The organism is Dactylosporangium sp. NBC_01737 (assembly GCF_035963215.1).
In the GTDB taxonomy this organism is placed as follows: domain Bacteria; phylum Actinomycetota; class Actinomycetes; order Mycobacteriales; family Micromonosporaceae; genus Dactylosporangium.
The window spans coordinates 7255806-7282494 of the sequence record NZ_CP109153.1; the positions used below are offsets into that span (position 1 = coordinate 7255806).

Sequence of the window (26689 nt, forward strand, 5' to 3'; positions counted from 1 at the left end):
TCTGGGCACCGGCGACGATGCGGACCGCCGGGCCGGCGGGGCGACGACCGAGTGCGCCGACAAGGTCACCGAGTGCCGCCCCTGTCCGCACCGATGACCGTCGCGGACAGGCGGCTGGCGGCGAGGGCGTGGGCGGCGGCGAGGGGGGTGATGCCGGCGTGGGTGGCGGTGTCCAGCAGGGTGGCGACCGTGGTGCCGATCGCCTCGACCCGGGACGCCGCCTCGGTGGGGGAGGCGCCGTGCAGTTCGACGGAGGCGGCGTAGGCGACGCCGCCGGCGCTGGCGACATGGTCGGGGACCCAGGTGATGCCGCGGGCGTGCAGGAGGTCCGCAGTCGTGTCGGCGTCGAGCTGGTTGTTGGCGGGGCCGGTGATCGCCCGGCAGCGCAGCAGCGGCACGGTGGCCGGGGTGAGCACGCCGCCAAGCGCGGCCGGAACGAGGACGTCGACGTCTGACTGCAGGGCGGTCTCCGGCGGGACCAGCGTCGCGCCGAGGGATGCGGCGAGCGCCTGGCGGGCCGGGTCGACGTCGCTGAGCAGCAGGGTGGCGCCGGCGGCGGAGAGGCGGTGGGCGACGTCGGCGCCGACGCGGCCGAGGCCGACGACCGCGAACCGGCGGCCGGTCAGGTCGGGCGTGCCGAACACCGAGGCGCACACGGCGTGCAGCGCGGCCACGACGCCCGCGGCGGTGTGGGTGGACGAGTCGCCACTGCCGCCCGCCGACACGGGGCGGCAGGCGACGTGGCGGGTGCGTGTGCCGATGACGAGCATGTCGTCGGGGGAGGTGCCGACGTCGGGGCCGGTGCCGTAGCGGCCGCCGAGGTCCTCGATGGCGTCGCCGACGTCGAGGAGCACGGCCCGGCGGTCGACGGCATCGGTGGGCAGCGGCACGACGGTCTTGCCGCCGCCGTTGGGCAGGCCCGCCACGGCGCACTTGAGGGTCATCGCGGCCGACAGCCGCAGCGCGTCGGTCAGCCCGTCCGTCCAGTGTGGATAGACGGCGAGGCGGCAGCCGCCGAGCGCGGGGCCCAGGACGGTGGAGTGCAGCGCGATGATGACCGGCAGCCCGCTGCGGGCGCCGGTGCGGATGACGACCTGCTCATGTTCGAACATGATGCCGGACGGTAGTGCAATCAACAGGAGAACAATCACGATACCGAACGAAGTTCGGAGAATGAGGCAGAATAGCGACCGTGGACGAACTTGATTCGGCGATCGTGGCGTTGTTGCAGCAGGACGCCCGGCAGACCAACCGGGAGCTGGCCGCGGCGGTCGGCATCGCGCCGTCGACGTGCCTGGAGCGGGTGCGGGCGCTGCGCGAGCGGGGCGTCATCACCGGGTTTCACGCCGAGGTGAGCCTGCCGGCACTCAACCGGCACGTGCAGGCGTTCCTCCACGTGCAGATCCGGCCGCTGAGCCGGCAGGTCATCGAGGGCTTCAAGGGATACGTGACGACGCTGCCGGAGGTGCTGTCGGTGTTCGTGGTCGCCGGCGGCGACGACTTCCTCGTGCACGTGGCGGTGCCGAGCGTCGACGCCCTGCATGCGCTGCTGATGGACAAGTTCACGAAGCGCCGGGAGATCGTCGGGTTTCGCAGCTCCATCATCTACCAGCACGCCCGCAACCAGGTCGTGCAGCCCCTGGACCAGTGACTACTGGTAGGACTCCGGCAGCAAGGGCGCCGGGTGCGCCCAGGCCACCACGTTGTCCAGGCCCTGCTTGTCGAAGAACGCGGCGATCTCCGGGTCGGAGTGGCGCAGGCTGAAGTGGGTCAGCACGAACGTCGTCGCCGGGTTGGCCTCGACGATCGGGCGCAGCTCGCTCCACACGGTGTGGCCGATGCGCCGGGCCCGCTCCAGCTGGTCGTCGTCGAGGAACGTGCACTCGGTGACGACGACCGGATAGTCCAGCAGCCACGGTGCGCGGGCGAACACGTCGGGGCGCGTGTCGCCCAGGAACGCGAACAGCGGCGTGGTCACCTCGTGGTCGATCTCGACGCCCTCGCGGCGCTTCGCGGCCAGGAGCCGGCCGTCGGCCTTCAACGCCTCGAACTCCGGCTTGATGGCCCGCTTCACCGACGAGAACGCGAAGCCGACGCAGGGGACCTTGTGCTCGCAGTCGACGACCCGGACCCGGTGCGCGCCGCGCTTGCCGACGGCGAACTCGTCGCCGCCGCGGACGCCGTGCAGCCGCGCGGCGGGGGCCAGCGACGGGTCGTAGGGCGCGTTGTGGTTGAGCGAGCTGGTGGCCTGGATGTAACCCTGCGCATAGGGCACCGCGGCGGCCGGCAGGTAGATGTCGACGCCGGTCTCCTTGACCGCGACGTAGTCAAGGTCCTTGCTGTGGTCCATGTGCGTGTGGGTCAGGAACACCGTGTCGGGCTGCCAGCCCTCGACCAGCCCGCAGTCGATGCCGGCACGCAGCTCCGGCAGCAGGAAGAAGGTCTTGTCGTTGGACCGCGAGTAGCCGCTCATCGTGACACCGGCGCCGGGGATCGTCCACGACTTCCACTGCCGGAACGGATGCCCGCGCTCGAGCAGGTCGGCGTGCGCCATGACGGTCCCCTCCGGTCGGTGTCCAATGTCGACGGTACCGGCGGCGGCAACTCGATTAGGCTGCACCCATGAGTGACCTTCCGGAGCGGGTGGACCCCCGGCAGCTGCGCGCCTCCGACGCGGACCGGGAGCGGGTCGCGGAGGTCCTGCGCACCAGTGCCTCCGAGGGCCGGCTCGACCTCGACGAGCTCGACGAGCGGCTCCGCGCCGTCTACGCGGCCCGCACATATGCGGACCTGGAGCCGCTGCTCATGGACCTGCCGTCGCCCGCGACGACGCCGGTGGCCCTCGACGGGGTCCCGCCGCGCCCCGGCGAGGTCGCGGAGCACAGCGGGGCGATCGCGGTCATGAGCGGCTTCCACCGCCGGGGCGCCTGGGTGCCGCCGCGCCAGTTCACCTGCCTGGCGTTCTGGGGCGGCGGCACGATCGACCTGCGCGACGCCCGGTTCCTCTACGGTGACCTGAAGATCCGGGCGTTCGCGCTGATGGGCGGCGTCGACGTGATCGTCCCCGACGACGCCGAGGTCGACGTGACCGGCATGGGCATCATGGGCGGCTTCGACCACGGCGCGGCCACCGCCGGCCGGCACGGCGCGCCCCGCATCGTCGTCACCGGCTTCGCGTTCTGGGGCGGCGTCACCGTCCGCCGCAAGGACCGCCGCCCCAAGGACAAGCGCAAGGGCAGGTACAAGGACGAAGACTGACGTCCTGGTTCAGACCCGGGCGCGCAGCATCCGGCGGACCACGTCGATGCGTTCCGTCATGTACTTGCCGACGACCGGTGCGGTGTCCGCGGCCACCGTCGCGGCGCGCTCCAGGAAGCCCTCGTCGACCCCGTAGAGCGGGAAGAGCCGGTTGGCGAACACCATCGCCGGGGTCATCCCGCCGCGGTGCGCCTGCGGTGCGAGCTCCAGGAACCGCTCCGCGAACGGGGCGAGCGCCGCGTCCTGCCCGGGCCGCCAGAACAGCGCCGTGACCTGCTTGACGTCGCTGACCGGCACCGAGCGGTCGACGACCACCGTCTGCCACGCGGCCTCCTTCGCGGCCGGGTCGGGGGACGCCGCCCGCACCCCGGTCGCACGGACCCACGCGTCGGGGTCCGGGTCGACGCCGAGCAGGGCGTCGATCTCCGCCTCGACGTCGGCGCCGAGCTCGGCGGCCCGCGCCAGGGCGCGCCACCGCAGGTCGACGTCGTCGCCGGCCCGCTCCCGTAGCCACGCGACCTCGTCGAGGTCGGCGGCGGTGCGGGCAAGCGTCCGCAGCGCCACCTGCGCCTGGTCCGGGCTCTCGGCGAGCTTGCGGCAGGTCGCGGCGACCGCGGCGGTCAGCTCCGGGCGGTCTGCCTCGGGCGACCACAGCTCCACGGCGTCGGCGGCGAGGGTGAGGTACGGCTCGATCACCGACCCTGACGTCTCGACGAGCAGGACCCCGGTGAGGCAGCGCACCGCCTCCGCCGCGGTCGCGTCGCCGGTGAGCAGCATGTCCCAGGCGGTGGCGACGGCGACACCGCGCGAGATGGCACTGGGCAGTGCGGCCGCCGCGAACAGCGTCTCCCGGCGCTCGGGCCGGGTCGTGGCGAACGTGAGGTCCTCGTCGTTGACCAGGTACAGCTCCGCGCCGGCCGGCAGGTCCACCGGTGTCGCCGGGCCGGAGACCTCGACCTGGACGAGGTCGACGCGGCGCAGCAGGTTGCCGTCGCCGGACGCGTACGCGCCGATCGCGAGCACCTGCGGGCGCGGCGGGCCGTCCGGGCCGCGGGCGTCCAAAACCAGCGTGCCGCCGTCGCGGCGCAGCGTGAGACGGTCGGCGCCGGCGGTCTCCAGCCAGCCGGTCCGCCATGCGTCAAGGTCCCGGCCGCTGACGGCGGCGAGCGCGTCGATGAGGTCCTGCAGGGTCGTGGTGCCCCAGGCGTACCGCTCGAAGTAGGCGGCCATGCCGGTGGCGAAGTCCGCCTCGCCGACGTAGCGCATCAGCTGGTGCAGCACCGACGCGCCCTTCGGGTAGGTGATCGCGTCGAAGATGGACATCGCCTGCGCGACGTCGTGGATCGGCTGGCGGATCGGGTGCGTCGCGGGGCCCTGGTCGGCGAGGTACGCGGCGAGCTTGCCGCCGGCGAGGTGCCCGGCCCACGCGTCGGTGAACTCCGTGGCCCGCTCCGCGGCCCAGTTGCAGGCGAACTCGGCGAATGCCTCGTTGAGCCACAGGTCGTCCCACCAGCGCATCGTGACGATGTTGCCGAACCACATGTGCGCCATCTCGTGCAGCAGGACCTTGGCGCGCAGCTCCCGCTCCGCCGGGGTCGGCGCCGTGCGGTAGAGCATGGAGTCGGACCACGTGACGCAGCCGTAGTTCTCCATCGCGCCGCCGTACTCGGGCACGAAGACCTGGTCGTACCGGCGCTGCGGGAACGGCATCCGGAACGCCTCGCCGAAGAACGCCAGCCCCTGCCGGGTCAGGGTGAACAGCTCCTCGGCGGCACCGTCCAGGACGGACGCGAGCGAGCGGCGGCTCAGCAGCCCCAGGTCGTGGCCGTCGGCCTCGCGTCGGATCTCGTGGAACGGCCCGGCGTTGACGACCGTGTTGTAGACCGACAGCGGCGGCGTCGCGGGGAAGTGCCACCGGCGCGCCTCGCCGACGGTCTCGACGATCGGGTCGCCGCTGTTGCTCACGACGGTCCAGTGCGCCGGGGCGAGGACCGTGAACTCGTGCGGTGCCTTCAGGTCCGGCTGGTCGAAGCACGCCCACACGAAGTGCGCCTCGTCCGGCTCGAACGACGTCCACACGTAGACCTCGCCGTCGGCGGGGTCGACGGCCTTGTGCACGCCCTCGCCGTCGCGGGTCTCCGCCTGGACGGTCTCGACCCGCAGGTGGTTGAGCGCCTTCAGGCCGGGCAACGGGATCCGGCCGTCCTGCGCCGGCGGCAGCTCGGCACCGTTGAGCACGGCGCCGACCACCTCGGCGGCGCAGTCGACGAAGCTGTCCGCGCCCGGTTCACGGCACGTGAACGTCACCTCCGAAAGGCACCGCACCCGCGGCCCGGTCGGCAGGTCGGTGAAGTCGATCTCGATGTCATACCGCTCGACGGCCAGCAGCGCGGCCCGGTGCTCGGCTTCGACCTGCGTCAGGCTCCGGTTGCTCATCAGGCGATCCTAGACGCGACCGGGAGTCCGGACGCCCTCATAAAAACGTCATACCAGGACGAGCAGGCGGGTGCGGCGCCAGGTGTACCCGACGGCGCGGTTCACGGCGAGCATCGGCAGGTTGGCCTCGTTGACGGTGACGGCGACCGTGCGGGTCGCCGGGTGCAGGCGGTGCAGTGCCAGGGTGTTGGCGGCCTTGACCAGGCGTCCCAGCCCGAGGCGGCGCACGCCGGGCAGGACCGCGGTGTCGTGCTGCTCGGCGACCGGACCGTCGCCGGCGGTGAGGACGGTGGCCGCGACGACGGCGCCGCCCGTGACGGCGGCGCACACGAGGAGGTCGTCGCCGCCGCCGGTCATGGCCCGCTCCCAGCGGCGCACCGCGGCGGTGTCCCAGGCGCGCGGGGCGAGCTGCAGGCCGGCGCCGGGGGCGTCCAGGACGTGGCCGAGGACCCGGCCCAGCGAGCCGGCCAGGTGCTCCGGTGCGGCGCCGCGCCACTGGACGACCTCGTACCCGGGCGGCACCGCCGCGGCCAGGTCCCGGCAGCGGCGCAGCACGGCGTCGGTGAGCGGCTGCTCGTGCAGTTCCAGGCGCAGCAGCACCTCGCCGTGCGGGACCTCGTCGTCGCCGTCGAGGACCGTGGTGCGCAGCGGGACGCCGCCGGTGCCGGCGCGGACCCGGGCGAGCAGCGCCGCGCCGACCCCGGCCCCCGCGCGTGCGAGGCTACGGCGAGGCGCAGGAAGTCGCCGCGGACCTCGGCCACGCCGGCGACCGGACCGGCGGCGTCCTGGCGGGCCAGCCACCGCGGCACGGTGCCCGTCTCGCCGCGCAGGGCGGCGGCGAGGGACTCCGGCGCAGGGGCGCCGCCGGACAGGGCGCGGTGGCCGTCGCAGTACACCGTGCACCAGCCGATCAGATCGGCCGTGTCAGCCAGGCGCGGATCGAACGACTCAACGCTCATGCCGTCACCTCCGCTGCGCTCCGGACCGCTCATTGGTCACCTCCGCTGCGCTCCGGACGCTGATGGCTCACGCCTGCACCTTCGCATCTTCCGAGCGGCCACGGGACAGGGCCGAGGACAGCAGGGCGACGGCCGGCGCGGTCAGCAGGGAACAGACCAGCAGCGCCCGGCCGACGGAGAACCGCTGGCCGATCCAGCCGACCGGCGGGCCGCCCGCGATCTCGCCGAGGGCGCCGACCATCCCGACCGCGGACAGCACCGTGGCGCGGCTGGCCGGCGCCGTCTGGGTGATCAGCCACGTCGTCCACAGTGGATCGGCGGCGGCGCGGAGCACCCCGGCGAGCAGGAACGCGGCCGCGGCCTCGACGAACCGGCCGGTGAGTGCGAACACGGCGATCGCCGCGACCTGCACCGCCTGCAGCGCGATCAGGAGCCGGCCCAGCCGCCGCAGGGGCAGCCCGGTGGTGCGCCGGCGCAGCAGCTCCGTCAGCGGGATCGCCAGCAGGGTGCCGGCCACGGCGAGCGCGCCGAGCCACACGACGGCGGGCCCGGCCGGGGGAGCGGCGTGCAGCAGGTGGTCCTGGCTGAGCCGGTCGTAGCCCTCCCGGCCCAGCGCCACGAACAGCGTCGCCCCGGCGAGGGCCAGCAGGACCGGGCTGCGTCGCGCGGCGCGCAGGCCGGTGCGGTCCCCGGGCACGGGCGGCACCGGCTGGAAGTGCCGCTCCCGCATGGCGAGGGCCAGGAACCCGGCGAGGGCCAGCCAGACGGCGCCGCCGACCACGATCGGCAGCCACAGCTGCCGCGTGGCGAGGCCGATGGCGGTGAGCATGCCGAGCACCGTGCACGCCTGGCCGACCTGCGCGCCCCGGGTCAGCACCGCGCCGATGCGGTCCTCGCCGAGCTCGTCGGCGGCCCACGCCTCGAACGCGCCGTCGAAGCAGGCCGCGCCGACGCCCCACAGGACGGTCCCGGCGAGGATCGCGGTGAACGTGGGCGCCACCCCTTGCAGCACGGTCCCGGCGCCGGTCAGCCCCACGCCGAGCAGCACGGCCGGGCGGCGGCCCCGCAGGTCGGCGAGGCGCCCCGACGGCAGCTGCGCGAGCAGGTACACGACCTCCAGCGCCGTGCCGACGAGGACCAGTTGCAGCGGCCCGAGCCCCGCGGTGCGGATCTGGTAGACGAGGTTGAGGGTGTACGCGCAGGCGGAACCGAACGCGGTCGCCGCACTGATGAGGAGGAAGACGCCGTACTGGCGCACCCGGCGACTCTATCGGCCCCGGCTGGTATTTTCCCCGGCGTGAGCGAACACGGTGTGGAACTGGTGGCCAGGGCCTTGGCGTCGGGCGCGTCGCCGTCCTTCCACCCGATGGAGCGCCGGGGCGCCCGGCCCGTCGACGGCGCCGACCTGCCGGCGAGCCTGCGGCACTGGCTGGCGCACGGCACCGGGCTGTTCGACGACGGGCCGCCGGTGCCGCGGATGGCGCTCGGCGACCTCGTGCAGCAGGAGCTCGGCGAGCCGTGGGGTGAGCTGTTCCAGCCGCTGTCGGCGCGGTTCGGCTCGTGCGTGCTGCTGCCCGGCGGCAGCGACTCGCGGCGGGTCCTCGCCCTTGGGGACCCGGACGAGGCCGGCGAGTCGGCGGTGTTCGCCGTCGACTGCGACGACCTGCCGTTCATCGGGCTCATGTATCCGGGGTTCGACCTGTATGTCGCGGACGCCTTCGGGCTGCTGACGACGTCGCCGAAGGGGTATCTGTGGCCCGTCGGCGATCCGGTGTACGGCGGGCGCGCCCGGCACCACGCGGCTGTCCGGCTGGGCGGTTCAACGTCCCTGGAGTTCCCGTTCTGAGCCGGCCTTGAAGAAGTCGCCGCCCTTGCGCTGCATGTCGTCGGTGCCCCAGGCGCGTTCCTCGGCGGTGACCTTCCGCAGCCGCGGGATGTGCTTGGCGCAGTGGATGTAGGCCTCCTCGACGTACACGTTCACCCAGCGTTCCGCCTTGCGGCCGGGGACCGACTCCACCGGCAGCTCCGGGAACGCGCGGCGCATCTCGGGGTCCGGCACGATCGTGGCGTGGCCGTTGATGTGCAGGCCGATCACGTCGCGGAGGAAGTCGACGAAGATCAGGCCGACGTTCGGGTTCTCCAGGATGTTGCCGAGGCTCGCCATGACCCCGTTGCCGCGGTACTCCGGCCACGCCACCCGGTCCGCGGCGAGGACCCGCACGAATCCCGGCGGTCCCGCGCGGAACGTGCAGTCGCAGTGGCCGAGCGCGCTGGAGGTCGCGACGAACATCATCTCCTGCCGGCCGACGAAGTCGGTCATGTCGGCGTTGAGCTCGGGCAGGACCTGCTGACGGTAGAAGCCGTCGGCCCGCTCGACCGTGCCGAACCGTTGCTGCAGCAGGTGCTCGCCCGCGGTTCCGGGCATGCTCGTGCCGGTCATCGTGCCCACCGCTGCCTCCAACGCCGACACTTCGAGACAAGAGCGTCGCGCCTGCGGCGGTGGTGGCGTCGCACGTGGTGTGCGACGTTCGGTGCTCAGCCCTTCACGGTGAGCAGTGGGCGGAGCTCGGCGACCGGCATCGCCACGCCGGCGTCCTCAAGGCTGTGCACGACCGCGCCGACCTCCTTGTACGCCCACGGCGCCTCCTGCTTCAGGTCGCGCCGCCACGCCTCGATGATGTCGCGCCGGCCGGCGACCGCCGGGTCGCGGTGGTTGAGCGGGGTGACGACCCGGAACTCCTCCAGGAACGCGTCGAGCTCGGCGTCGCCGCCGCGGGACGCCGACCCGCGCGGGACGCTGCGGCCGGCGCCGTGGCAGGCGCTGTGCAGCGCGCGGGTGTTGCCCAGGCCGCGCAGCAGGTGGCTCGGCGCGCCCATCGAACCCGGCACGATGACCGGCTCGCCCCAGGCGTGCCGGTCGCCGGCGCCGCCGGCCGGGGTGGCGCCCTTGCGGTGCACGACCGTGCCGTCGCCTGCGTCGTTCGAGGGCCACAGCAGGTTGTGTGGCGCGTCGTACACCAGCCGCGCGCCGACGTCACCGGCGACGGCCGCCAGCCCGGCCCGCATCATCAGCGCCAGGAAGAACCGGTTGCCGATCGCGAAGTTCGCCGCGTTGGCGAACGCGGTCAGGTAGCGCTCGCGGCGGGCCGCGCCGGCCTCGTCGAGCAGCATCGGCAGGATCCTGTTGCGGGGCGCGGGCACGCCCTTCGGCCACAGCGCCCGCGCCTGGTCCTGGCCGGTGGCGTTGGCCTGGTGGCCCAGGGACAGCGACCCGCTGTGCACCATCAGCACCACCCGTCCGGGCGCGAGGCCCCAGGCGTAGGCGGCCGCGCCGTCGTGGATCTGCGACACGTACTGCAGCTCCGCGAAGTGGTTGCCGCCGCCGACGCTGCCGATGATGCTGTCGAAGCTGGTGCCGTCGCCGCCGGTCCCGCCGCCGCTGGTGATCCAGTCGCGGAAGCCGTCGGCCGAGGCGGCCGGGTGCGCGGCGGTGTGCAGCCGCCCGCCGGTGCCGTCGAGGTCGTCGGCGGACACCTGCCCCCACGCGCCGCCGACATCGCCGGGGACCCCGGCGTCGAGCAGGCCGGGCAGGCCGTCGCGGAGCAGGCCCTCGCGGTGCGCCGGCGTGAGACCGATGTGCCGGCCGCCCTCGAAGAACAGGTGCCGCAGGTGCCGCTCCAGCTTGTCGAGGTGCGGGCGGACCCGCTCGACGGTCAGGGAGGTCGCCTCGACCCGCATGCCGCAGTTGATGTCGTTGCCGACCGCCTGCGGGATCATCGCGCCGGTGGTCTGCAGCACCGTGCCGATCGGGATGCCGGCGCCCTTGTGGAAGTCGGGGGTGCACACGACGCGGTCGATGCGGGGCTCGACGGAGAGGCCCGGCGTCGCGGCCGCGAGGGTCCGCAGCGTCGCCTCGGTCTCCAGGACGGTGAGCAGCTCGTCGACGGCGGCGGACTCGATCGGCACGCCGGGCCCGGCGCAGATCTCCACCGGCACGCCGTGCGGGTTGGGCAGGGTGAGCCAGGAGTCGTCGGTGCGGATCAGGCGCGGGTCGGGTCGTTTGGTCGTCGACATGATCCGTCGAGCGTAGGGACGGGCGCGGCCCGCCGTCGACCGAATTGCCGGCGGCGGGCCGCACGCACGGCTCAGCCGTCGTAGTCGGCCTGCCTGACCGCGAACACGTTGCGGTGCCCGATCGGTTCCTGCAGCGACCACAGCAGGTCCGCCTCCGCGGCGTCCTCCCAGTAGCTGATGCTCTCGCCGCCGCTGACCCAGGCGTAGGTGTGCGGGCCCGCCGACGGCGTCCAGTAGTAGAGCTGTTTGGCACCGGACGAGTTGAACCACCAGCGCCCGTTGTGGGACGCGACGCCGTTGAGCTTGTACCAGGGCAGTTGCAGCGCCTGCGTCGCCGTGGTGCTCGCGGCGAACGTGGTGGCGCCGGCGGCGAACGGGAAGCGCACCGCCCGCGGCGCCCGGTTCGGGTAGTCCGTGCAGCCGGACGAGCAGGTGTACTCGGTCATCACGATCGAGCGGCTGACCCGGTCCAGCGAGATCGAGGACCAGGCCAGGTTCGTGCCGGACGTCGTGGCCGCGCTGATCGTGCCGATCTGGGGCAGCACGTACGCGTAGTTGTGCGCGTAGTATGTGGTGGCGTTCTGCCGGCCGATCTGCGCGGCGGTCCCGCCGGTGTTCGTCTTGAGGATCTTGCGCATGTCGAACACCCGCATGCCGCGCCCGGTGTCGGCGACGTACAGGTGGTCACCGAACCAGGAGACGCCGCCGGCGTGCACCTTGACGTCCTTGAAGTCCGGCGCCGCCGCCGTGCCGGTCGGCTCGACCAGCAGGATCTTGCGGTACTTGTTCGGATACGTGGCGTCCCAGTCCACCAGCGTGATCCGGCTGCGCGAGGACGCTCCGTCGCAGCCGTCCTTGGTGTACCAGCTGACCAGGATCAGCTGGTGGCCGTCGTAGTTGCCGCTGCCGGCGGTGCCGACGGCGTCGCGGCTGGTGGTGATGCCCTGCGGGAAGTTGGTGCAGTCGCCGTCGTCGCCGGAGTCGAACTGGAACCCGGTCTCGTAGCTGACGCCGAGCGAGTCGGTGATGCCGGTCCGGTCGTGGTTGGCGTTGTCCATGACCGTGTGCACGGCCGCGGTGCCCAATGTGGACACCAGCGCCGAGTTCACCGCGTCGAACTGGTGGTAGTTCGCCGACAGCGTGTACTGCCCCGCCGGCAGCGTGGCCGGCGCCGCCGCGGCGGACGCGCTGGTGGTGGCGGCGAGCAGGGTCGCGGCGACGGTGGCGCCGGCCGCGACGGCAGCGATGGTTCTCATCATAAACCCCCGATACGGATAGATGTCACACGATAGCCGTACCGGCGCGGACGTGATGGTCAGGTGGGGTGCGTTTCGATCTCCGGGCGCACGGGCATCACTGCATCAGGTTGCAACGTCGAGTTGAGGAGGAGCAGTGACCGTCACTGGGATCATCACCGCGCTGATCGTCGGTCTGATCGTTGGCGCGCTCGGGCGGCTCGTTGTCCCGGGCCGGCAGAGCATTCCGATCTGGCTGACCATGGTCATCGGTGTCGTCGCGGCGCTGCTGGGCACCGTCCTGGCGAACGCGATCGGCATCTCCACCAGCACCCCGGGCGTCGACTGGGGCGAGCTCCTGGTCCAGGTGCTGCTCGCCGCCGTGGGTGTGGCGCTGGTGGTCGGCGTCTCCGGGCGTGGCCGCCGGGTTCTGTAAACCCGCGAAGACCCCGACGAACGCATCAGTGGTGCCCGGCCGGCGACGGCCGGGTACCACTGTCGTCTCCGGCGCAGTAAGGTCGGCGGCTGTGTCGGATCTGCGTATCGGAGCACCCGGGGACGACGCCGCGCTCGAGGACTGGCGGCACGTGCACAACACCGTCGTGCCGGACGCCGCGATGTCCCTCGACGAGGCGCGGGAGCGGGCCGGGAAGTACCTGCTGGAGGTCGCCTACGACGGCGGTGTCCTCGTCGGGTGCACCACCGTCAGGCCGCCCGAGGAGGACGGCGCGGCGGCCACGGTGATCGTCCGGGTGCTGCCGCGGTGGCGGGGCCGGGGGATCGGGGCGGCCCTGTACGACCGGGCCATGCGGCAGGCCGCCGAGCATGCCGCCCCCGCCGTCGAGACGGTGGTGTGGGCGGCGAACGAGGGCGGTGTCCGGTTCGCCGAGGCGCGCGGCTTCGTCGAGGTCGACCGCTACGAGCCGGAGCCGGGCGCGGTCCCCTACCTCACGTTGCGGCTGGTGCCTGCCTGATCTGGACCTCCCGCGCCGCGACGAGCGCGTGCGTGTCCTCGATGACGTCGTCATACACCATGCGGCCCCAGCGCAGGCGCAGCCACTGCATCGCCTGGTTCTCATACACGCTGCCGTCGGCCAGCCGGGCGGTGAGGCGCAGCTTGACCACCGCGGTCGTGCGCCACGGCCAGCCGGTGACGACCACGTCGGTCAGGGTGATCCGCAGGCCGGGGAGCAGCTCGAACACGCCGCGGACCCAGTCGGCGAACGCGTCCCGGCCGCGCAGGTGCACCCCGATCGGGGGTGGCCCGGCGAAGTGGAACTCCAGGTCCGGCGCGGCGGTCGCGACCGCCACCTGATACTCGCCCGTGCCGATCCGCCGCCACAGTGCCCGGACCCTGGCCCGGGTGATCGCGTGGTACATGCCCGACAGCCGGGACGCGCCCGGACCACGGTCGTCGCGGAGCGCCTGCTCCGGCGCGTCGCGGGCGCTCCGGGGCCCGGCCGGCCCCACGACGAACGGCGGGGCCCGTGAACAACACGGACCCCACCGGTGCCACCGTCAAACGTCGGAGCGCCTGCCCGATCGGTTACTGGATCACGAACGTGGTGTAGTACACGTCCATGATCTCCTTCTCCTTCTCGACCGTGTAGGCCTTGATGACCTTCTCCTTGAGCTGCGTCTTGTACTTCTCGCGGCCGTCGTTGGTCAGCAGCTCCTTGGAGTCCATGTTGCTGAACAGGGAGATGGCGGCGTCGAGCGCCTTGCTGCCGTCAGGGGCCTGGTGCGCCTTGTCGGTCGCCTGCAGCGTCATCTTCAGCTTCAGGTAGTGCCCGTCGGCGAGGTTGATCGTGACCGCGTCCAGCGGCACGACGATCCCCGCGACGAGGACCTCCTCCGCCTCGGCCGACTTCGGCGCGAACATGAGGTATCCGCCGGCGCCACCGCCGCCGAGCGCGACGAGGACGATCACAAGGATCATGATGAGCTTCTTCTTGGAGCCCTTCTTCGGCGCCTCTTCGGCCGCCTTGTCCTTCTCGTCCTTCGCCATCGTGTTCCCCCTCGTGCCCGCTGACCTCCGACGTTCACTGACATCGGACCGATCGCCCGACAGGTGAGTTGCGCCGAGGTGCATGCCGGTAGCGTCAGGTTGCCTTCGGTGCCGCGCGGACATGCACGCGCTCGCCCTGCTTGCCGACGAGGCTGAGGAACTCGACGGGGCCGGCGCCGGTGGCCCCGAACCAGTGCGGGGTGCGGGTGTCGAACTCGGCGGCCTCGCCGGGCCTGAGGATCAGGTCGTGCTCGCCGAGGACCAGCCGCAGCGTGCCGTTGAGCACGTAGACCCAGTCGTAGCCCTCGTGGGTGCGCAGGTCGGGCTCGCGGTCGTCGCCGGCCGGCAGGACGAACTTGTAGGCCTGGATGCCGCCGGGCCGGCGGGTCAGGGGCAGGATGGCCGACCCGTCGCCGCAGGGGATGGCCCGCAGGTTGATGCGGGGGTCGCCGGTCGGCGGCGCGTCGACCAGTTCGTCGAGCGTGACACCGTGCGCGCGGGCCAGCGGCAGGAGCTGCTCGAGTGTGGGGCGGCGCAGGCCCGCCTCGAGCCTGGACAGCGTGCTGACGGAGATGCCGGTCTCCCGCGCGAGGTCGGTCAGCGTGATGTCGCGGCGCAGGCGGAGGCGCTTCAGCCTCGGCCCGACCGCGTCGAGCCGGCGGTCCAGTTCTTCGTCCATGCGCCCCATTTTGCCATTCGGCAAGAACGTTTGCGTATCCGCATCGACGTGATCACGATCGGCGGCATGACTCCTCCAGACCTGTCCGCCGCCCGGCGCGCCGCCGACCCGACGGTCCACGACCCGCGCCGGCGGCGCGCGATCCTGGTCGCGGTGTGCGTCGCCCTCATGGCGGTCATCGCCTCCGTGTCCGGTTTGAACGTCGCCCAGCAGGAGATCGCCCTCGCGTTCGACGCCTCCCAGAGCACCGTGCTGTGGATCATCAACACGTACACCATCAGCCTGGCCGCGCTGCTCCTGCCGCTCGGCGCGGTCGGCGACCGGTGGGGGCGCCGGCCGGTGCTGCTCACCGGCCTGATCGTGTTCGGGCTGGCGAGCGCTGCGGCCGCGGTCGCCACGTCGTCCGCGGTCATGATCGCGGCGCGGCTGCTCAGCGGCGTCGGCGCGGCGATGATCATGCCGGTCACGCTGGCCGTCATCACCTCGACGTTCCCGGACGAGGAGCGCTCCCGGGCCATCGGCGTGTGGACCGGCGTCGCCGGGGGCGGCGGCATCCTGGGCATGTACCTGTCCGCGGTCCTCGTCGACGTGGCGAGCTGGCGGTGGCTGTTCGTGCTGCCGGTGGTGCTCGTGGCCGTGGCCGCCGTCATGGCGCTGCGGACCGTCCCGGACTCGCGCGAGGCGTCGCCGCACAGGTTCGACACCGCCGGCTCGCTGGCCAGCGTGGTCGCCGCCGTCGGGCTCATCTTCGTCCTGCACGAGGGCCCGCAGCGGGGCTGGACCGCGCCCGTGACGCTCCTGAGCCTCCTGGTCGGCGTGGCCGGCGCCGCCGGTTTCGTGGCGTGGGAACTGCGCCGGCCCGCACCGCTGCTCGACATCCGCCTCTTCCGCAGCAGGGGACTCGCCGGCGGCGCGGTGACGCTGCTGGTGGTCTTCGGCGTGCAGGCCGGGATCTTCGTGGTGCTGTTCCCGTACTTCCAGGCGGTGCTCGGCTGGTCCGGTCTGCGCTCCACTCTGGCGCTCATGCCGATGGCGCTGCTCATGATGTTCGCCTCCGGCCTGGCCCCGCGCGTCGCGGCGCGGATCGGCGCCAGGGCGACGATGGCGTCCGGGATCTTCCTCGGCGGCGCCGGACTGGCGCTCATGGCCACCTCCGTCTCCGTCGACGGCGGGTATCGCTCCGTGCTGCCGGGCATGCTCGCCATGGGGCTGGGCATGGGCCTGACGATGACGCCGTCCACCGAGGCCATCACCACCGCGTTGCCGCGGGCACGGCAAGGCGTCGCCTCCGCGCTCAACGACGTCACCCGGGAGTTCGGCACGGCGCTGGGCGTCGCGCTGCTCGGCGCGGTCCTGTCCGCCGGCTACCGCGACGCCGTCGACGCCCGGCTCGACGCGGTCCCGGACGCCGCGACCGGCTCGGCCCGCGAAGGCATCGCCAACGCCCTCGCGACGGCCGGCGGTCCACACGGGCAGGCGCTGATCAGAGCGGCCCAGGAGTCGTTCGTCGAGGGCTGGCAGCAGGCCATGTGGGCGGGAGCGGGCGTCATGACGGCCCTGTTCGTGTACGTCGTCGCGTTCGGCCCCCGGCGCCGCGCCGGCGCCGGGGACGAGCGGCCGTAGGTCAGGCGGCGGCCGAGGCCAGGGACTGCTCGACCCAGCGGCGCAGCGTCGCGGCCGGTGCGGCACCCGACTGGCGGGCGACGACCTTGCCGTCCTTGATGACCATCAGCGTCGGCACGGCCCGCACGTCGAAGCGCCGCGACAGCGACGGCGCCGCGTCGACGTCGACCTTGACCAGCTTCACCGCCCCGGCGAGCTGCGTGGCGACCTGTTCCAGGGCCGGGCTCACCGCCCGGCACGGGCCGCACCACTGGGCCCACAGGTCGACCAGGACCGGGGTGGTGGAGCGCTCGGCGACCTCGGCGAACGTGTCGTCGCCGGCGTCGACGATCCACGGCACCCGGGCGCCGCAGCTGCCACAGGCCGGGGTGCCCGTCGCCGCGGCCGGGACCCGGTTGCGCTTGCCGCAGGCCGGGCACGCCACGATGTTGCTCGCCACCTGTCACTCCTCACCTTCGTGCGTCCTCACTGCTCCTGACAACCGTCGTACCCGGGAAATTCCCGCTCATGACGTGCGGAGCTTGCGGACCGCGAGGACCGCGACACCGGCGGCCAGCAGCACCCCGACGGCGGTGCCGGCCGGCCCGCTGTAGCGCTCGACCTCGTGCCACCGCTCGGCGAGCATCCAGCCGGCGCCGATGAACAGCGCGTTCCACACCCCGGAGCCGGCGGTGGTGAGCAGCACGAACTTCGGCAGCCGCATCCGTTCGATCCCGGCCGGGATCGACACGAGGCTGCGCAGGACCGGCACGCACCGCGACAGCGCCACGAACCACGACCCGTGCCGCTGGAAGAGCCGCCGCCCGCGCTCCAGGTCGCGCTGCCCGGTGAGCAGGAACCAGCGCCGGCCGGCGAGGCGGTGCAGGCGCTCATAGCCGAGCCGGGCGCCGATCCAGTAGAGCACCAGCGACCCGGCGACGGCCCCGACGGTCGCGCAGCACCACACCAGCACCGGATGCATGGCCCCGGCCCGCGACCGGAACCCCGCCAGGGGCAGGATCAGCTCCGACGGGATCGGCGGCACCAGCGTCTCGAACGCGATGAGCAGCCCCACCCCGATGGGCCCCAGCTCGTCGATGACCGCGAAGATCCAGTCCGTCATCGTGTCGATCTTACCGTCCCGCTACCCGGTCGGCAGGTCGAGCCGGCCGAGGGTGGCGGCGCGGCTCAGACCTGGGTGGCCATGGGGGAGCCCCGCCAGGCGACCGCGTCGGTGAGGGCGGCGACCGGGTCGACGTCGGTGCCGAGGGCGTCGGCATACGCGCGGTGCAGGTTGGGCGCGATCCGCTCCGCGTCGGCCCAGCCGGCGAACTCGCCGAGGTCGCACGCACGGGCGGCCTCCAGCGGTGTCAGCCCGGCCCGCATGCCCGCGTCGGCCGTGTCGAGGACCAGCCGCAGGTACCGGCGGATCCCGTCGAACGCGGGCGCGATCTCGGCGGCGGTGAGCAGTGGGCCGTGCCCCGGGATCAGATGCGCGGGCTCGAACCCGGCGAGCCAGTCCAGTGCCGCGACGGCACCGGTCACCGAGCCCATGAACACCAGTGGGGTGAGGCCGTTGAAGACCAGGTCGCCGGCGAACAGCACGCGCTCGCGGGGCAGCCACGCGACCAGGTCGCCGGTCGTGTGCGCGGGGCCGCCGGGATGCACGACGTCGACCTGGCGCTGTCCGATGTGGAGGGTGAGCCGGTCCCGGACGGTGACGTCGGGCAGCCGGCGGGTGACGGCGCCCCAGTCGGGGACGGGCTGCCACAGCGGCGGGCAGCCGTCGATCACCGGGTCGACGCGCAGGCCCTCCCGCATGTGCTCGTGGCCGACGATGACGGTGGCGACGGGCAGGAGGCTGTTGCCGTAGCTGTGGTCGCCGTGCTGGTGGGTGTTGACCGCGAGCCGGACGGTCCCGCCGGCGGTCGCCTCGTCCGCCGCGGCGAGGAACCGCTGGGTCCGGGTCTCGGTCGCGCACGTGTCGACGATCAGGACCTGCCCGTCGTCGGCGACCACGCCGGCGTTGTTGAGCCACCACGTGCCGTCCGGCTGGAGCCAGGCGTGCACCCCGGGCACGATCTCGTGCAGCGACATGCCCGCAGCGTACCGCCGTGCGGTGCGCGGCCGCGTCACCGGCGGCGCAGCGGGATCCGGTCGGGGGTGATGAGGCCGAGGCTTACCAGGTCGTAGTCCAGGTCGCGCTCCCACTCGGCGCGCGGGGCGACGAGCGGGCTGCCGCTCTGCGCGAACGTCAGATGGGCGGTGCCGCCGGCGGCGCCGAGGAACAGCCCCGGGCGCCGGCTGGCGCCGAAACCGCCGAGCGTCTCCAGGCGGCGGGGACGCTGCCCGCGCACCACCGAGGCGGACCAGCGCCACGGCGCCGCGTTGGCCATGAGGCCGGTGGCGTTGGTGGTCCACTTGTCGGTCCACTCCCGCAGCCGGAAGCTCTCCGGCAGCCCCTGCAGGACCCGGGCGGTGGCCCGGTCGGTGGTGACACCGCACAGGTCCAGCGCCTCCAGGGCGCGGCCGGCGAGCAGCGCGTCGACGGCGGCGGAGACCACGCCCGCCGGGCGCCGGCCGTCGATGCCCCACAGCTCCTCGACGGTGGCCGCGGGGGCCTGCCAGTACTGCGGCATCCGGTCCCAGCGGTGGTAGGTCGACTTGCCCACGAACCGGCCCAGCCCGGTCCGCAGGCCGCCGCCCGGTGCGGTGCCCACGACGAGCCAGATGCCCTTGCCGGCCGGGTTCGCCGGGGGCACGACCTCGCGCAGCAGCACCTGGACCCGGCCGGCGAGCCGGCCGCCGGTGCGGTCCCGCGGGAACCACCACCGGATCCCGGGCAGGAACAGCCCGGCGATGGTCTCGTCGAGGTCCTCGGCCTGCTCGTCGGACAGCATCGACAGCAGCATCGGGTCGAGGGCGACGTCGACCGGGATGCCGTCGCCGGCGAGCTTCGACCTGGCGAGGCGCTGCAGCCGGGCCCGCCGGCGGCCCTCGGGCTCGCAGGCGGGGATGACCGACCAGGTCGCCTCCCACTGCGCCCAGTCCTCCACGGCGGCCACGACGTCCTCGGGGAACACCGAGTGGAACTGCCCGGACGCCACCGCGACCGGGTCGCCGTGCTCCAGGGGCTGGGTGTCGGCGTCGGGGCGGCGCTCGTAGAACGCGGCCGTGAACCCGAGGACCGCCGTCGGGTCCGGCAGCGTCCGCGCCGGCTCCCAGTCGCCGACCCGCTCACCGGGGCGGATGTCGGCGACGGTCACGACCGCGTACGCCTCGTCGCCGGGCATCCGCACCCACGCGCCGGGCTCCACGGGGCTCGCCGACCACTGGCGCGGGGCCTGGCGGACGACAGGCTCCAGGCCGGACCGGCGCAACGCGTCGACCGCTGCGGTCAGGGACGTCTCCACGGTGACCACCATAAGGTGAACGTATGGATGCGTTGTACCGGAGCATGGCAGGACTGGTCGAGCGTGGCGCGGTGCCGGGCCTGGTGGCCGCGGTCGCCGGTGCCGACGGGCCGGTGAGGGTCGAGGTCCTCGGCGCGGCGGCGTTCGGTGAGGGCGCCGCGCCGATGCGGCGCGACACGCCGTTCCGGCTGACGTCGGTGACGAAACCGATGGTCGCCGCCGTCGCCGTGATGCTGGTCGAGGACGGTCTCCTGGCCCTCGACGAGCCCGTCGACCGGCTGCTGCCGGAGCTCGCCGGGCCGCGGGTGCTGCGCCGGCTGGACGCCGACGTCGACGACACGGTGCCGGCGCGGCGGGCCGTCACCGTGCAGGACCTGCTCACCTACCGGATGGGGCACGGCCTGCTGCTCGACCCGGCCGCCGACCCGCCGATCAACCCGCCGTACCCGGTGGTGCGGGCCGCCGAAGCGCTGGACCTGACCCTCGCCCGGCCCGACCCGCGGACTCCGCACGGCGTCGACGAGTGGATGCGGCGGTTCGGGACCCTGCCGCTGCTGTTCCAGCCGGGGGAGCGCTGGGCGTACAACTCCAGCGCCCTCGTCCTGGGCGTGCTGGCGGCCCGGGCGGCCCGGATGTCACTGGGTGAGCTGCTGCAGGAGCGGCTGTTCGACCCGCTCGGCATGGCAAGCACCGGCTTCACACTGCCACCGCAGCGGGCCCGGGAGCTGCCGGCGAGCTACTTCGGCGGCGAACGGCAGACGGGCCTGGCGACCGCGGAGGACTGGACCCGCGAGCCGGCGTTCCCGGACGGCGCCGCCGGGCTGGTGTCCACAGTGGACGACGTGGTGGCGTTCGGCCGATTCATGCTCGACGGCGGCCGGTCGCTGCTGCCGCAGCGGGCGGTGCGGGCGATGACCACCGACCACCTGACCCCGGCGCAGATCGAGGGCGGCGGGATGCTGCTCGGTGGCCGCGGCTGGGGATACGGCATGGCGGTCCACGCGGACGGCACCTATGGCTGGGACGGCGGCTACGGCACGACGTGGAGCAACAGCCCGGCGACCGGCACCGTCCGGGTGCTGCTGACCCAGGTGTCCGACGTGCTCTTCGACGGCACCCTGGAGGAGTTCACCCGGCTCGCGGTGCGTCGGTGACCTGACGCTTGCGGGCCCGGTTGCCGCAGGGGTCCGCGGAGCACCAGCGGCGGGTGCCGGTGTGCGACGCGTCCAGGAACAGGGCGCGGCACTGCGGGTCGTCGCAGGCGCGCACCCGGGCCGCGGCGGGCGAGGTGACCAGGTCGAGCGCGTCGCGGGCGACCAGCGCCAGGGTGGCGGTGACCGGGTCCGCTGCCTGCCAGCGCAGCGCGCCGCCGGCGTCGAGGAACGGCACCGGCACCGAGCGGGCCGCGGCGTCGTTGACCGTGTCGCGCACGTCGCCGGCCGGCCCCGGCACACCCGCGACGACCAGCGCGTGGACCGCCTCGCGGAGGCGTTGCGCGCCGGTGAGGATCACGCCGGGCACGCTGCTGCCGGGCGGCGGCGCGACCGGGCCGAACTGCCGGACCCAGGCGGCGAGCGCCGGGCCGTCGGGCAGGTCGTCGACGGGCCGGCCGGTGCCACGGTCCCGCAGCGTGTGGACGAAGTCCAGACACAGGCGGCCCGTGCCCTGGCGGAAGGACATCCAGGCAGCATAGACCCGCGCCGGTCACGGACAGGTAGGGTGCGGTCCGTGTCGGTGACCGGGACGATCAGCTATTCGTGGCGGGGCGGGTTCGACGACGCCGAGGTTGAGGCGCTGCACGCGGAGGGGTTCGGGCATCCGCCGACCGGCGACGGCTGGTGGGAGCGGGTCAACCGGCACAGCCTCGGCTGGGTCTGCGCCCGCGCCTCCTCCGGCGGCGGCGCGCTGCTCGGGTTCGTGAACGTGGCCTGGGACGGTGCGGGCCACGCGTTCGTGCTCGACACCGTCGTGTCCGCCGCCGCACAGCGACGCGGCGTCGGCACCGGTCTGGTCGCCGCCGCCGTCGACGGGGCGCGGGCCGGCGGCTGCGAGTGGCTGCACGTCGACTTCGAGGACCACCTGCGCGACTTCTACCTCGCATCGTGCGGGTTCACCCCGACCGGTGCCGGACTCGTCAAACTCTGATACCGGGGTTGCGGGTGGCGGCCGGCTGCCCGCACAATGGACGACATGATCAGCACTCACCGGAAGGGCGCGTCCGCCCTCGCGCGTTGACCGCCACGGCGCGGCGTGCCGCCGCAGCCCGTCCGCTCCATCGCTCAGCAGAACGCCCGCCCGCGGCTCGCATCGTCGAGCTCTGGCATCGCGCGGAGCCGATCCGCGACGAATGGCTCGACGTGGGACGATCCACCGGGCCCGCCGACCGGGCCTCCACCGAACACCTCATCGCCGGCCTCTACCGCCGGCAGCACCGGCGCGCGCCGGCGTTCCGCTGGGTCGACTCGCCACGCAAGGCATTGCCGCTGCTCACCGGCATGCCGACGCACCGGGACCTCCAGTCATGGGTCCTCGCCCGGCGTCCACAAGGGACACCACCGCTCGCCGGCGACATCGCCACCGGGCTGGCCCGGCTGCGCGGCGCCCTCGACGACGCGGCCACCCACCCCGACCTGACGGCGACGGTGAAGAAGTCCGACAAGGACGACCGGCACAAGCCCTGGCCGCAACTGCCGCCGGTACAGGCGATCGAGGCCGGGGTGCCGCTGCGGGAGGTGCTGCGCCAGTCGCTGCACACCCCGATCGCGGCCGGCATCACCTGGCCCGTGCGGGCCGTCATCGGTCCACAAGGGACACTGCCGGTCTGCTGGTACGGCCAGCAGGACGTCACCTGGATCGGCCTGTACGACATGCTGCGCAAGCTCGGCCTGGCCCAGTACCGGGCGCACGACGCCGATCAGCTGGACGGGTGGGCCGCGCTCGCCCGCGCCGCCGGCTGGTGGTGGCCGGGCGAGGACGTGTGCGTGCTCGTGGAGCGGCCGGTGCTGATCGGACCGCGGCGGGTCGGCTACCGCGACGGCGCCACCGTCAGCTGGTGAGCTTCACGCCTGACAGCGCCTCGCAGGCCGCGAGGAGCCCGTCCTGGACGGCCCGGCCGTACGCGGCCGGGTTGGCCTTCAGATCGGTGCGGCGCTTGAAGTAGCGGCCGGTGACCGCCGCCGCCGGCTCGTCGGCGGTCGCCAGCCACACCTGCGTCTCGGCGCCCTCCGGCAGGTCGTCGGTGGCGCTGGCGCCGCCGAGCTTCGTGCGGATCCACCCCGGGTCCACGGCGTTGCTGCGCACCTGCGGCCACAGCCGCGCCACCGCGAACGCCAGCGCCACGTCGAGCAGCTTCGAGTCGCTGTAGGCCTGCATGCCGTGCCAGGGCTTGCGCTCGTACTGCAGGTCGTCGAGGTCGGCGACCCCGACCGACTCCAGGCCGGAGGTGAGGTAGATCAGGCGGGCGGGGCGCGGCATGAGCGCCGTCAGCACGTACGGCGCGAGCGTGTTGACCTGGAACGTGCGCTCCAGCCCGTCGCCGGTCAGCCGCCGCTCGTCCTGCCCGCCGACGCCCGCGTTGTGCACGACCACGTCGAACGCTCCGGCGTCCCTGGCGAGGGCCTTCGTCTCCGCCAGGGACGCCAGGTCGCCGACGACCGCCGGCACGCCGGGCAGCCCGGCCGCGGCGACCCGCGCCTCGGTCCGTGCGTGCAGCACCACGTCGTGCCCGAGCCGCAGCAGCTGCGCCGCGGTCTCCAGCCCGATCCCGTCGGTCGAACCCGTCACCAGTACCCGTGCCATGCCGCCATCGTAGATGGCTATGGTTTGTGGATGGACGCGCCGGCACCGCCACCGACCATGCTCCGGCGGTATTTCCGCGGGCCGCACCTGACGTGGGCCCTGGCGACCAGGGTCCTCGCCGACGACGCGCACGGCCTGCTGCTGTGGCTGCCGGAGGGTGCCGGCTTCGCCTGCCGGGTCGAGGACGACGGCCGCGTGCTGCGGGCCAGGCCGACCCACGACGCCTACGGCGCGGCGGCGCTGTCCGTGCGCACCTGGCGCGGCACCGACGTCCTGCTGCTGCACCCGCCGGGCGCCGCCCACTCCGTGTGGTGGTTCTTCGCCGGCGGCGCGTTCGCCGGGTGGTACGTGAACCTGGAGTCCCCGGCACACCGCCGCGACGGCGGCATCGACATCGTCGATCACCACCTCGACGTCGTGGTGGCGCCGGACCGGACCTGGCGATGGAAGGACGAGGACGAGTTCACCGACTGCATCGGCCGCCCGGGCTTCTGGACGGCCGAGGAGGCGGCCGCGATCCGTGCCGAGGGCGTGCGGGTCATCGCCGACGCCGAGGCGGGCCGCTTCCCGTTCGACGGCACCTGGTGCGACTTCGTCCCGGACGCCGGCTGGCCCGTGCCCGCGCTCCCGGCGGGCTATGCCGCCGGCGACCCCGAGGCGCTCAGCCGAGGCTGAGGCCGTGCCGTTTGCAGGGCCTCCACCGCGGCCGTTCCCGTTTGCCTATCTTGCAGGTAGGATTCATGGGGATGGCACGGTGGTGGGGTGGCGGCGCGGTCCGTGGCTGGAAGGTCGTGGACCGCGCCGTGGGGCCGGTCTCGGCGGTGCTGTTCGCCGTCGCGCTGGTGGCGCTGTTCCGGGACGCCGAGGCCGTGTTCTGGGCGTGCGGCGGGGCGGCGGTGCTCGGCCGGTACGCCACCGTGCACCTCGGCGCGACCCGTTACCCTCGGCCGCGTGGACGAAGTCGTGGCACTGGCGAGCGAGCTGATCCGGATCGACACGACCAATACCGGAGAGCCGTCCGGGACCCGGGGTGAGCGCCGGGCCGCCGAATACGTGGCGGAGCGCCTGGAGGACGCCGGTTACGAGACCACGTATGTCGAGTCGGGCGCGCCCGGTCGCGGCAACGTCATCGCCCGGCTGCCCGGCTCCTCGCAACGGGGTGCCCTGCTGGTGCACAGCCATCTCGACGTCGTGCCGGCCGAGCCGTCGGAGTGGTCGGTCCACCCGTTCTCCGGCGAGGTCTCCGGCGGCTACGTGTGGGGGCGCGGCGCCGTCGACATGAAGCACATGGCGGCGATGAGCCTCGCCGTCGCCCGCCGGTTCCGCCGCGACGGGGTCGTCCCGCCGCGGGACCTGGTGTTCGCGTACCTCGCCGACGAGGAGGCGGGCGGGGTCAACGGCGCGGGCTGGCTGGTCCAGCACCGGCCGGAGCTGCTCGAGGGGATCACCGAGGCGATCAGTGAGGTCGGCGGCTTCTCGCTGACCGTCGCCGACGGCGTCCGCGCGTACCTGGTGGAGACCGCCGAGAAGGGCGTCGGCTGGCTGCGGCTGTACACCCGCGGCACGGCTGGGCACGGCTCGCTGCTGCACACCGACAACGCCGTCTCCCGGCTCGCCGCCACCGTGGCCCGGCTGGACGCGCACGAGTTCCCCCTCGCGCTCACCCCGCCAGTGCGGGACTTCCTCGCCGGCGTCAGCGAGCTCACCGGCGTGCCCTTCGACGAGGACGACCCGTCGGCGGTCCTCGGCCGGCTCGGCTCCGTCGCCCGGATGATCGGCGCGACGCTGCGCGACACCGCGAACGTCACCATGTTCTCCGCCGGCTACAAGGACAACGTGGTCCCGTCGACGGCGTCGGCCATCTTCGACTGCCGGCTGCTGCCGGGCCGGGAGGAGGCGTTCCTGCGCGAGGTCGACGCCGTCGTCGGGCCCGGCGTGAGCCGCGAGTGGAAGAGCATGCCGTCGGTGCAGACCAGCTTCGACGGCACCCTGGTCGACGCGATGACCGCGGCGATCACCGCCGAGGACCCGGACGCGCGGCTGCTGCCGTACATGCTGTCGGCCGGCACCGACGCGAAGGCCTTCCAGCGCCTCGGCATCCGGCACCTCGGCTTCGCCCCGCTGCGCCTGCCACCGGACCTCGACTTCACCGCCCTCTTCCACGGCGTCGACGAGCGGGTCCCGGTCGACGGCCTGCTGTTCGGCACCCGCGTCCTGGACCGCTTCCTGCGCATGTGCTGAACCGTGCTGGGTAGGGTGGTGGCCATGTCGGTGCTCGTCGCGTTCAGCGTCACCCCGCTCGGTGCGGGCCCGGAGGTCGGTGCGCTCGTCGCCGAGGCGGTGCGGGTGGTGCGGGCCTCGGGCCTGCCCAACCGGACCGACGCCATGTTCACCACCGTCGAGGGCGAGACCTGGGACGAGGCGATGGCCGTGGTCCGCGCCGCGGTCGAGGCCGTCCACGCGAAGTCCCCGCGCACCTCCACCGTCATCAAGGTCGACTGGCGCGACGGCGTCACCGGCGCCCTCGACGCGAAGGTCGCCGCCGTCGAGCGGCACCTGGCTGCCGAGCCGTCGTCCTAGAGCACTCCGCCGGGCCGGCGTGCCGTGGAGTTGCCCGGGCCGCTACTGGACCGGGTTGTACCGCGGGACCCGCTGCTGGCCGGACAGGGCGCCGATCGCGTCCATGATCTCGTCGGTGGCGGCGCGCCGGTCGCGGGCATCGCCGGGCGCCCCCGTGAGGTGCAGCGGCGCGCCGAACCGCACGGTGATCCGCTCCCGCCCTGGCAGGCCGCCGGTGCCCGCCAGCGCCACCGGGACGACCGGCACCCCGGCGGTGAGCGCCAGCCATGCGACACCGGTGCGGCCACGGTACAGGCGGCCGTCGCGCGACCTGGTGCCCTCCGGGTAGATGCCGAACGCGCGGCCGCCGGCGAGCACGTCGAGGGCGGTGTCGAGGGCCTCCCGGGCGGCCGGCCCGTCGCCGCGGCGCACGGGGACCGCCCCGGAGGCGCGGAACCACCAGCGGCGCAGCCGGCCCCGCTCGAAGTACTCGGCCTTCGCCAGGAACACCACCCGGCGCGGGACGACGAGCGGGATGACCACGCTGTCGTAGAACGACAGGTGATTGCCGGCGATGATGACCGCCCCGCGCCGCGGCACGTGATGGAGGCCTTCGACGCGTGGGCGGTACCAGAGGGAGAAGATCAGGCGCAGGAGAGGCATCCGGC

The 26689-nt window shown here is 73.7% G+C and carries 30 protein-coding genes; 12 read left to right on the plus strand and 18 right to left on the minus strand.

The window, feature by feature from the left end:
* Positions 1-65 precede the first annotated feature (65 nt).
* Positions 66-1112, minus strand: a complete 1047-nt coding sequence (locus tag OHA72_RS32860) for a Glu/Leu/Phe/Val dehydrogenase dimerization domain-containing protein (RefSeq protein ID WP_326999912.1) — start codon at positions 1110-1112, stop codon at positions 66-68.
* Between the two features lie 80 nt (positions 1113-1192).
* On the opposite strand from OHA72_RS32860, the gene OHA72_RS32865 reads away from it, so the two are divergent.
* Complete coding sequence (locus tag OHA72_RS32865) at positions 1193-1651, plus strand: Lrp/AsnC family transcriptional regulator (protein ID WP_326999913.1); 459 nt, start codon at positions 1193-1195, stop codon at positions 1649-1651.
* Here the strand turns inward: OHA72_RS32865 and OHA72_RS32870 are convergent, their stop codons facing one another.
* Entirely contained in the window at positions 1652-2554 is a 903-nt protein-coding gene (locus OHA72_RS32870) for an MBL fold metallo-hydrolase (RefSeq protein ID WP_326999914.1), read from the minus strand.
* 68 nt (positions 2555-2622) lie between these two features.
* On the opposite strand from OHA72_RS32870, the gene OHA72_RS32875 reads away from it, so the two are divergent.
* A complete protein-coding gene (locus OHA72_RS32875) occupies positions 2623-3258 on the plus strand; it encodes a DUF1707 domain-containing protein (protein ID WP_326999915.1) in 636 nt (211 codons plus the stop codon).
* A 9-nt stretch (positions 3259-3267) separates the two neighbouring features.
* Here the strand turns inward: OHA72_RS32875 and pepN are convergent, their stop codons facing one another.
* The 3 genes from pepN to OHA72_RS32890 all read right to left on the minus strand — a co-directional run bounded on the left by pepN (position 3268) and on the right by OHA72_RS32890 (position 7911).
* Positions 3268-5694: an aminopeptidase N gene (pepN, locus tag OHA72_RS32880; RefSeq protein ID WP_326999916.1), complete on the minus strand. Its 2427-nt coding sequence runs from the start codon at positions 5692-5694 to the stop codon at positions 3268-3270.
* A gap of 48 nt (positions 5695-5742) precedes the next feature.
* Positions 5743-6495 carry a GNAT family N-acetyltransferase gene (locus OHA72_RS32885; protein WP_326999917.1) on the minus strand — a complete coding sequence of 251 codons (753 nt, stop codon included), beginning with the start codon at positions 6493-6495 and terminating at the stop codon, positions 5743-5745.
* 225 nt (positions 6496-6720) lie between these two features.
* Positions 6721-7911 (minus strand): MFS transporter, encoded by a 1191-nt coding sequence (locus tag OHA72_RS32890; protein ID WP_326999918.1) that lies wholly within the window; start codon positions 7909-7911, stop codon positions 6721-6723.
* A gap of 39 nt (positions 7912-7950) precedes the next feature.
* Between OHA72_RS32890 and OHA72_RS32895 the strand changes: the two genes are divergently transcribed.
* Positions 7951-8499: a hypothetical protein gene (locus OHA72_RS32895; RefSeq protein ID WP_326999919.1), complete on the plus strand. Its 549-nt coding sequence runs from the start codon at positions 7951-7953 to the stop codon at positions 8497-8499.
* Here OHA72_RS32895 and OHA72_RS32900 read toward each other — a convergent pair.
* The 3 genes from OHA72_RS32900 to OHA72_RS32910 form a co-directional block, all read right to left on the minus strand.
* On the minus strand, positions 8473-9093 hold the full coding sequence (locus OHA72_RS32900) for a pyridoxamine 5'-phosphate oxidase family protein (RefSeq protein ID WP_326999920.1): 621 nt from the start codon (positions 9091-9093) through the stop codon (positions 8473-8475). The genes OHA72_RS32895 and OHA72_RS32900 overlap by 27 nt on opposite strands.
* Positions 9094-9188: 95 nt before the next feature.
* Positions 9189-10727 (minus strand): RtcB family protein, encoded by a 1539-nt coding sequence (locus OHA72_RS32905; RefSeq protein ID WP_326999921.1) that lies wholly within the window; start codon positions 10725-10727, stop codon positions 9189-9191.
* A 71-nt stretch (positions 10728-10798) separates the two neighbouring features.
* Entirely contained in the window at positions 10799-11986 is a 1188-nt protein-coding gene (locus OHA72_RS32910) for a hypothetical protein (RefSeq protein ID WP_326999922.1), read from the minus strand.
* A 133-nt stretch (positions 11987-12119) separates the two neighbouring features.
* Here OHA72_RS32910 and OHA72_RS32915 point away from each other — a divergent pair, with 133 nt between their 5' ends.
* Positions 12120-12398: a GlsB/YeaQ/YmgE family stress response membrane protein gene (locus tag OHA72_RS32915; RefSeq protein ID WP_326999923.1), complete on the plus strand. Its 279-nt coding sequence runs from the start codon at positions 12120-12122 to the stop codon at positions 12396-12398.
* A 91-nt stretch (positions 12399-12489) separates the two neighbouring features.
* Positions 12490-12936 (plus strand): GNAT family N-acetyltransferase, encoded by a 447-nt coding sequence (locus OHA72_RS32920; protein WP_326999924.1) that lies wholly within the window; start codon positions 12490-12492, stop codon positions 12934-12936.
* Here OHA72_RS32920 and OHA72_RS32925 read toward each other — a convergent pair.
* From OHA72_RS32925 to OHA72_RS32935, 3 genes are all read right to left on the minus strand, one after another.
* Entirely contained in the window at positions 12911-13342 is a 432-nt protein-coding gene (locus tag OHA72_RS32925; protein WP_326999925.1) for a nuclear transport factor 2 family protein, read from the minus strand. The two genes, OHA72_RS32920 and OHA72_RS32925, sit on opposite strands and share 26 nt — an antisense overlap.
* Before the next feature lie 166 nt (positions 13343-13508).
* Entirely contained in the window at positions 13509-13970 is a 462-nt protein-coding gene (locus OHA72_RS32930; RefSeq protein WP_326999926.1) for a flagellar basal body-associated FliL family protein, read from the minus strand.
* Between the two features lie 94 nt (positions 13971-14064).
* Positions 14065-14649, minus strand: a complete 585-nt coding sequence (locus tag OHA72_RS32935) for a helix-turn-helix domain-containing protein (RefSeq protein ID WP_326999927.1) — start codon at positions 14647-14649, stop codon at positions 14065-14067.
* 66 nt (positions 14650-14715) lie between these two features.
* Between OHA72_RS32935 and OHA72_RS32940 the strand changes: the two genes are divergently transcribed.
* The gene (locus OHA72_RS32940; protein WP_326999928.1) at positions 14716-16272 is read left to right on the plus strand and encodes an MFS transporter; all 1557 of its coding nucleotides are present in this window, start codon (positions 14716-14718) and stop codon (positions 16270-16272) included.
* Position 16273: 1 nt separating this feature from the next.
* On the opposite strand, the gene trxA is transcribed toward OHA72_RS32940, so the two are convergent.
* The 4 genes from trxA to OHA72_RS32960 all read right to left on the minus strand — a co-directional run bounded on the left by trxA (position 16274) and on the right by OHA72_RS32960 (position 19664).
* Positions 16274-16711, minus strand: coding sequence for a thioredoxin (gene trxA / locus OHA72_RS32945; RefSeq protein WP_326999929.1), 438 nt, complete (start codon positions 16709-16711; stop codon positions 16274-16276).
* Positions 16712-16777: 66 nt separating this feature from the next.
* Complete coding sequence (locus OHA72_RS32950) at positions 16778-17374, minus strand: DedA family protein (protein WP_326999930.1); 597 nt, start codon at positions 17372-17374, stop codon at positions 16778-16780.
* Between the two features lie 65 nt (positions 17375-17439).
* Positions 17440-18348, minus strand: a complete 909-nt coding sequence (locus OHA72_RS32955) for an MBL fold metallo-hydrolase (RefSeq protein WP_326999931.1) — start codon at positions 18346-18348, stop codon at positions 17440-17442.
* Positions 18349-18383: 35 nt separating this feature from the next.
* Positions 18384-19664, minus strand: a complete 1281-nt coding sequence (locus tag OHA72_RS32960; RefSeq protein WP_326999932.1) for a hypothetical protein — start codon at positions 19662-19664, stop codon at positions 18384-18386.
* 23 nt (positions 19665-19687) lie between these two features.
* Here OHA72_RS32960 and OHA72_RS32965 point away from each other — a divergent pair, with 23 nt between their 5' ends.
* Positions 19688-20818 carry a serine hydrolase domain-containing protein gene (locus tag OHA72_RS32965; protein ID WP_326999933.1) on the plus strand — a complete coding sequence of 377 codons (1131 nt, stop codon included), beginning with the start codon at positions 19688-19690 and terminating at the stop codon, positions 20816-20818.
* On the opposite strand, the gene OHA72_RS32970 is transcribed toward OHA72_RS32965, so the two are convergent.
* Positions 20793-21344: a CGNR zinc finger domain-containing protein gene (locus OHA72_RS32970; RefSeq protein ID WP_326999934.1), complete on the minus strand. Its 552-nt coding sequence runs from the start codon at positions 21342-21344 to the stop codon at positions 20793-20795. The two genes, OHA72_RS32965 and OHA72_RS32970, sit on opposite strands and share 26 nt — an antisense overlap.
* Positions 21345-21392: 48 nt before the next feature.
* On the opposite strand from OHA72_RS32970, the gene OHA72_RS32975 reads away from it, so the two are divergent.
* Together OHA72_RS32975 and OHA72_RS32980 are read left to right on the plus strand one after the other, a co-directional pair.
* Entirely contained in the window at positions 21393-21809 is a 417-nt protein-coding gene (locus tag OHA72_RS32975; RefSeq protein WP_326999935.1) for a GNAT family N-acetyltransferase, read from the plus strand.
* A 212-nt stretch (positions 21810-22021) separates the two neighbouring features.
* Entirely contained in the window at positions 22022-22720 is a 699-nt protein-coding gene (locus OHA72_RS32980; protein WP_326999936.1) for a DUF6745 domain-containing protein, read from the plus strand.
* Here the strand turns inward: OHA72_RS32980 and OHA72_RS32985 are convergent.
* Entirely contained in the window at positions 22710-23462 is a 753-nt protein-coding gene (locus OHA72_RS32985; RefSeq protein ID WP_326999937.1) for an SDR family NAD(P)-dependent oxidoreductase, read from the minus strand. The genes OHA72_RS32980 and OHA72_RS32985 overlap by 11 nt on opposite strands.
* A gap of 30 nt (positions 23463-23492) precedes the next feature.
* On the opposite strand from OHA72_RS32985, the gene OHA72_RS32990 reads away from it, so the two are divergent.
* From OHA72_RS32990 to OHA72_RS33000, 3 genes are all read left to right on the plus strand, one after another.
* Complete coding sequence (locus OHA72_RS32990) at positions 23493-24137, plus strand: ribonuclease FAU-1 family protein (protein ID WP_326999938.1); 645 nt, start codon at positions 23493-23495, stop codon at positions 24135-24137.
* A 276-nt stretch (positions 24138-24413) separates the two neighbouring features.
* Positions 24414-25703 (plus strand): M20/M25/M40 family metallo-hydrolase, encoded by a 1290-nt coding sequence (locus OHA72_RS32995; protein WP_326999939.1) that lies wholly within the window; start codon positions 24414-24416, stop codon positions 25701-25703.
* A gap of 24 nt (positions 25704-25727) precedes the next feature.
* Positions 25728-26042 carry an MTH1187 family thiamine-binding protein gene (locus tag OHA72_RS33000; protein ID WP_326999940.1) on the plus strand — a complete coding sequence of 105 codons (315 nt, stop codon included), beginning with the start codon at positions 25728-25730 and terminating at the stop codon, positions 26040-26042.
* A 42-nt stretch (positions 26043-26084) separates the two neighbouring features.
* On the opposite strand, the gene OHA72_RS33005 is transcribed toward OHA72_RS33000, so the two are convergent.
* The gene (locus OHA72_RS33005; RefSeq protein WP_326999941.1) at positions 26085-26684 is read right to left on the minus strand and encodes a lysophospholipid acyltransferase family protein; all 600 of its coding nucleotides are present in this window, start codon (positions 26682-26684) and stop codon (positions 26085-26087) included.
* Positions 26685-26689 lie beyond the last annotated feature (5 nt).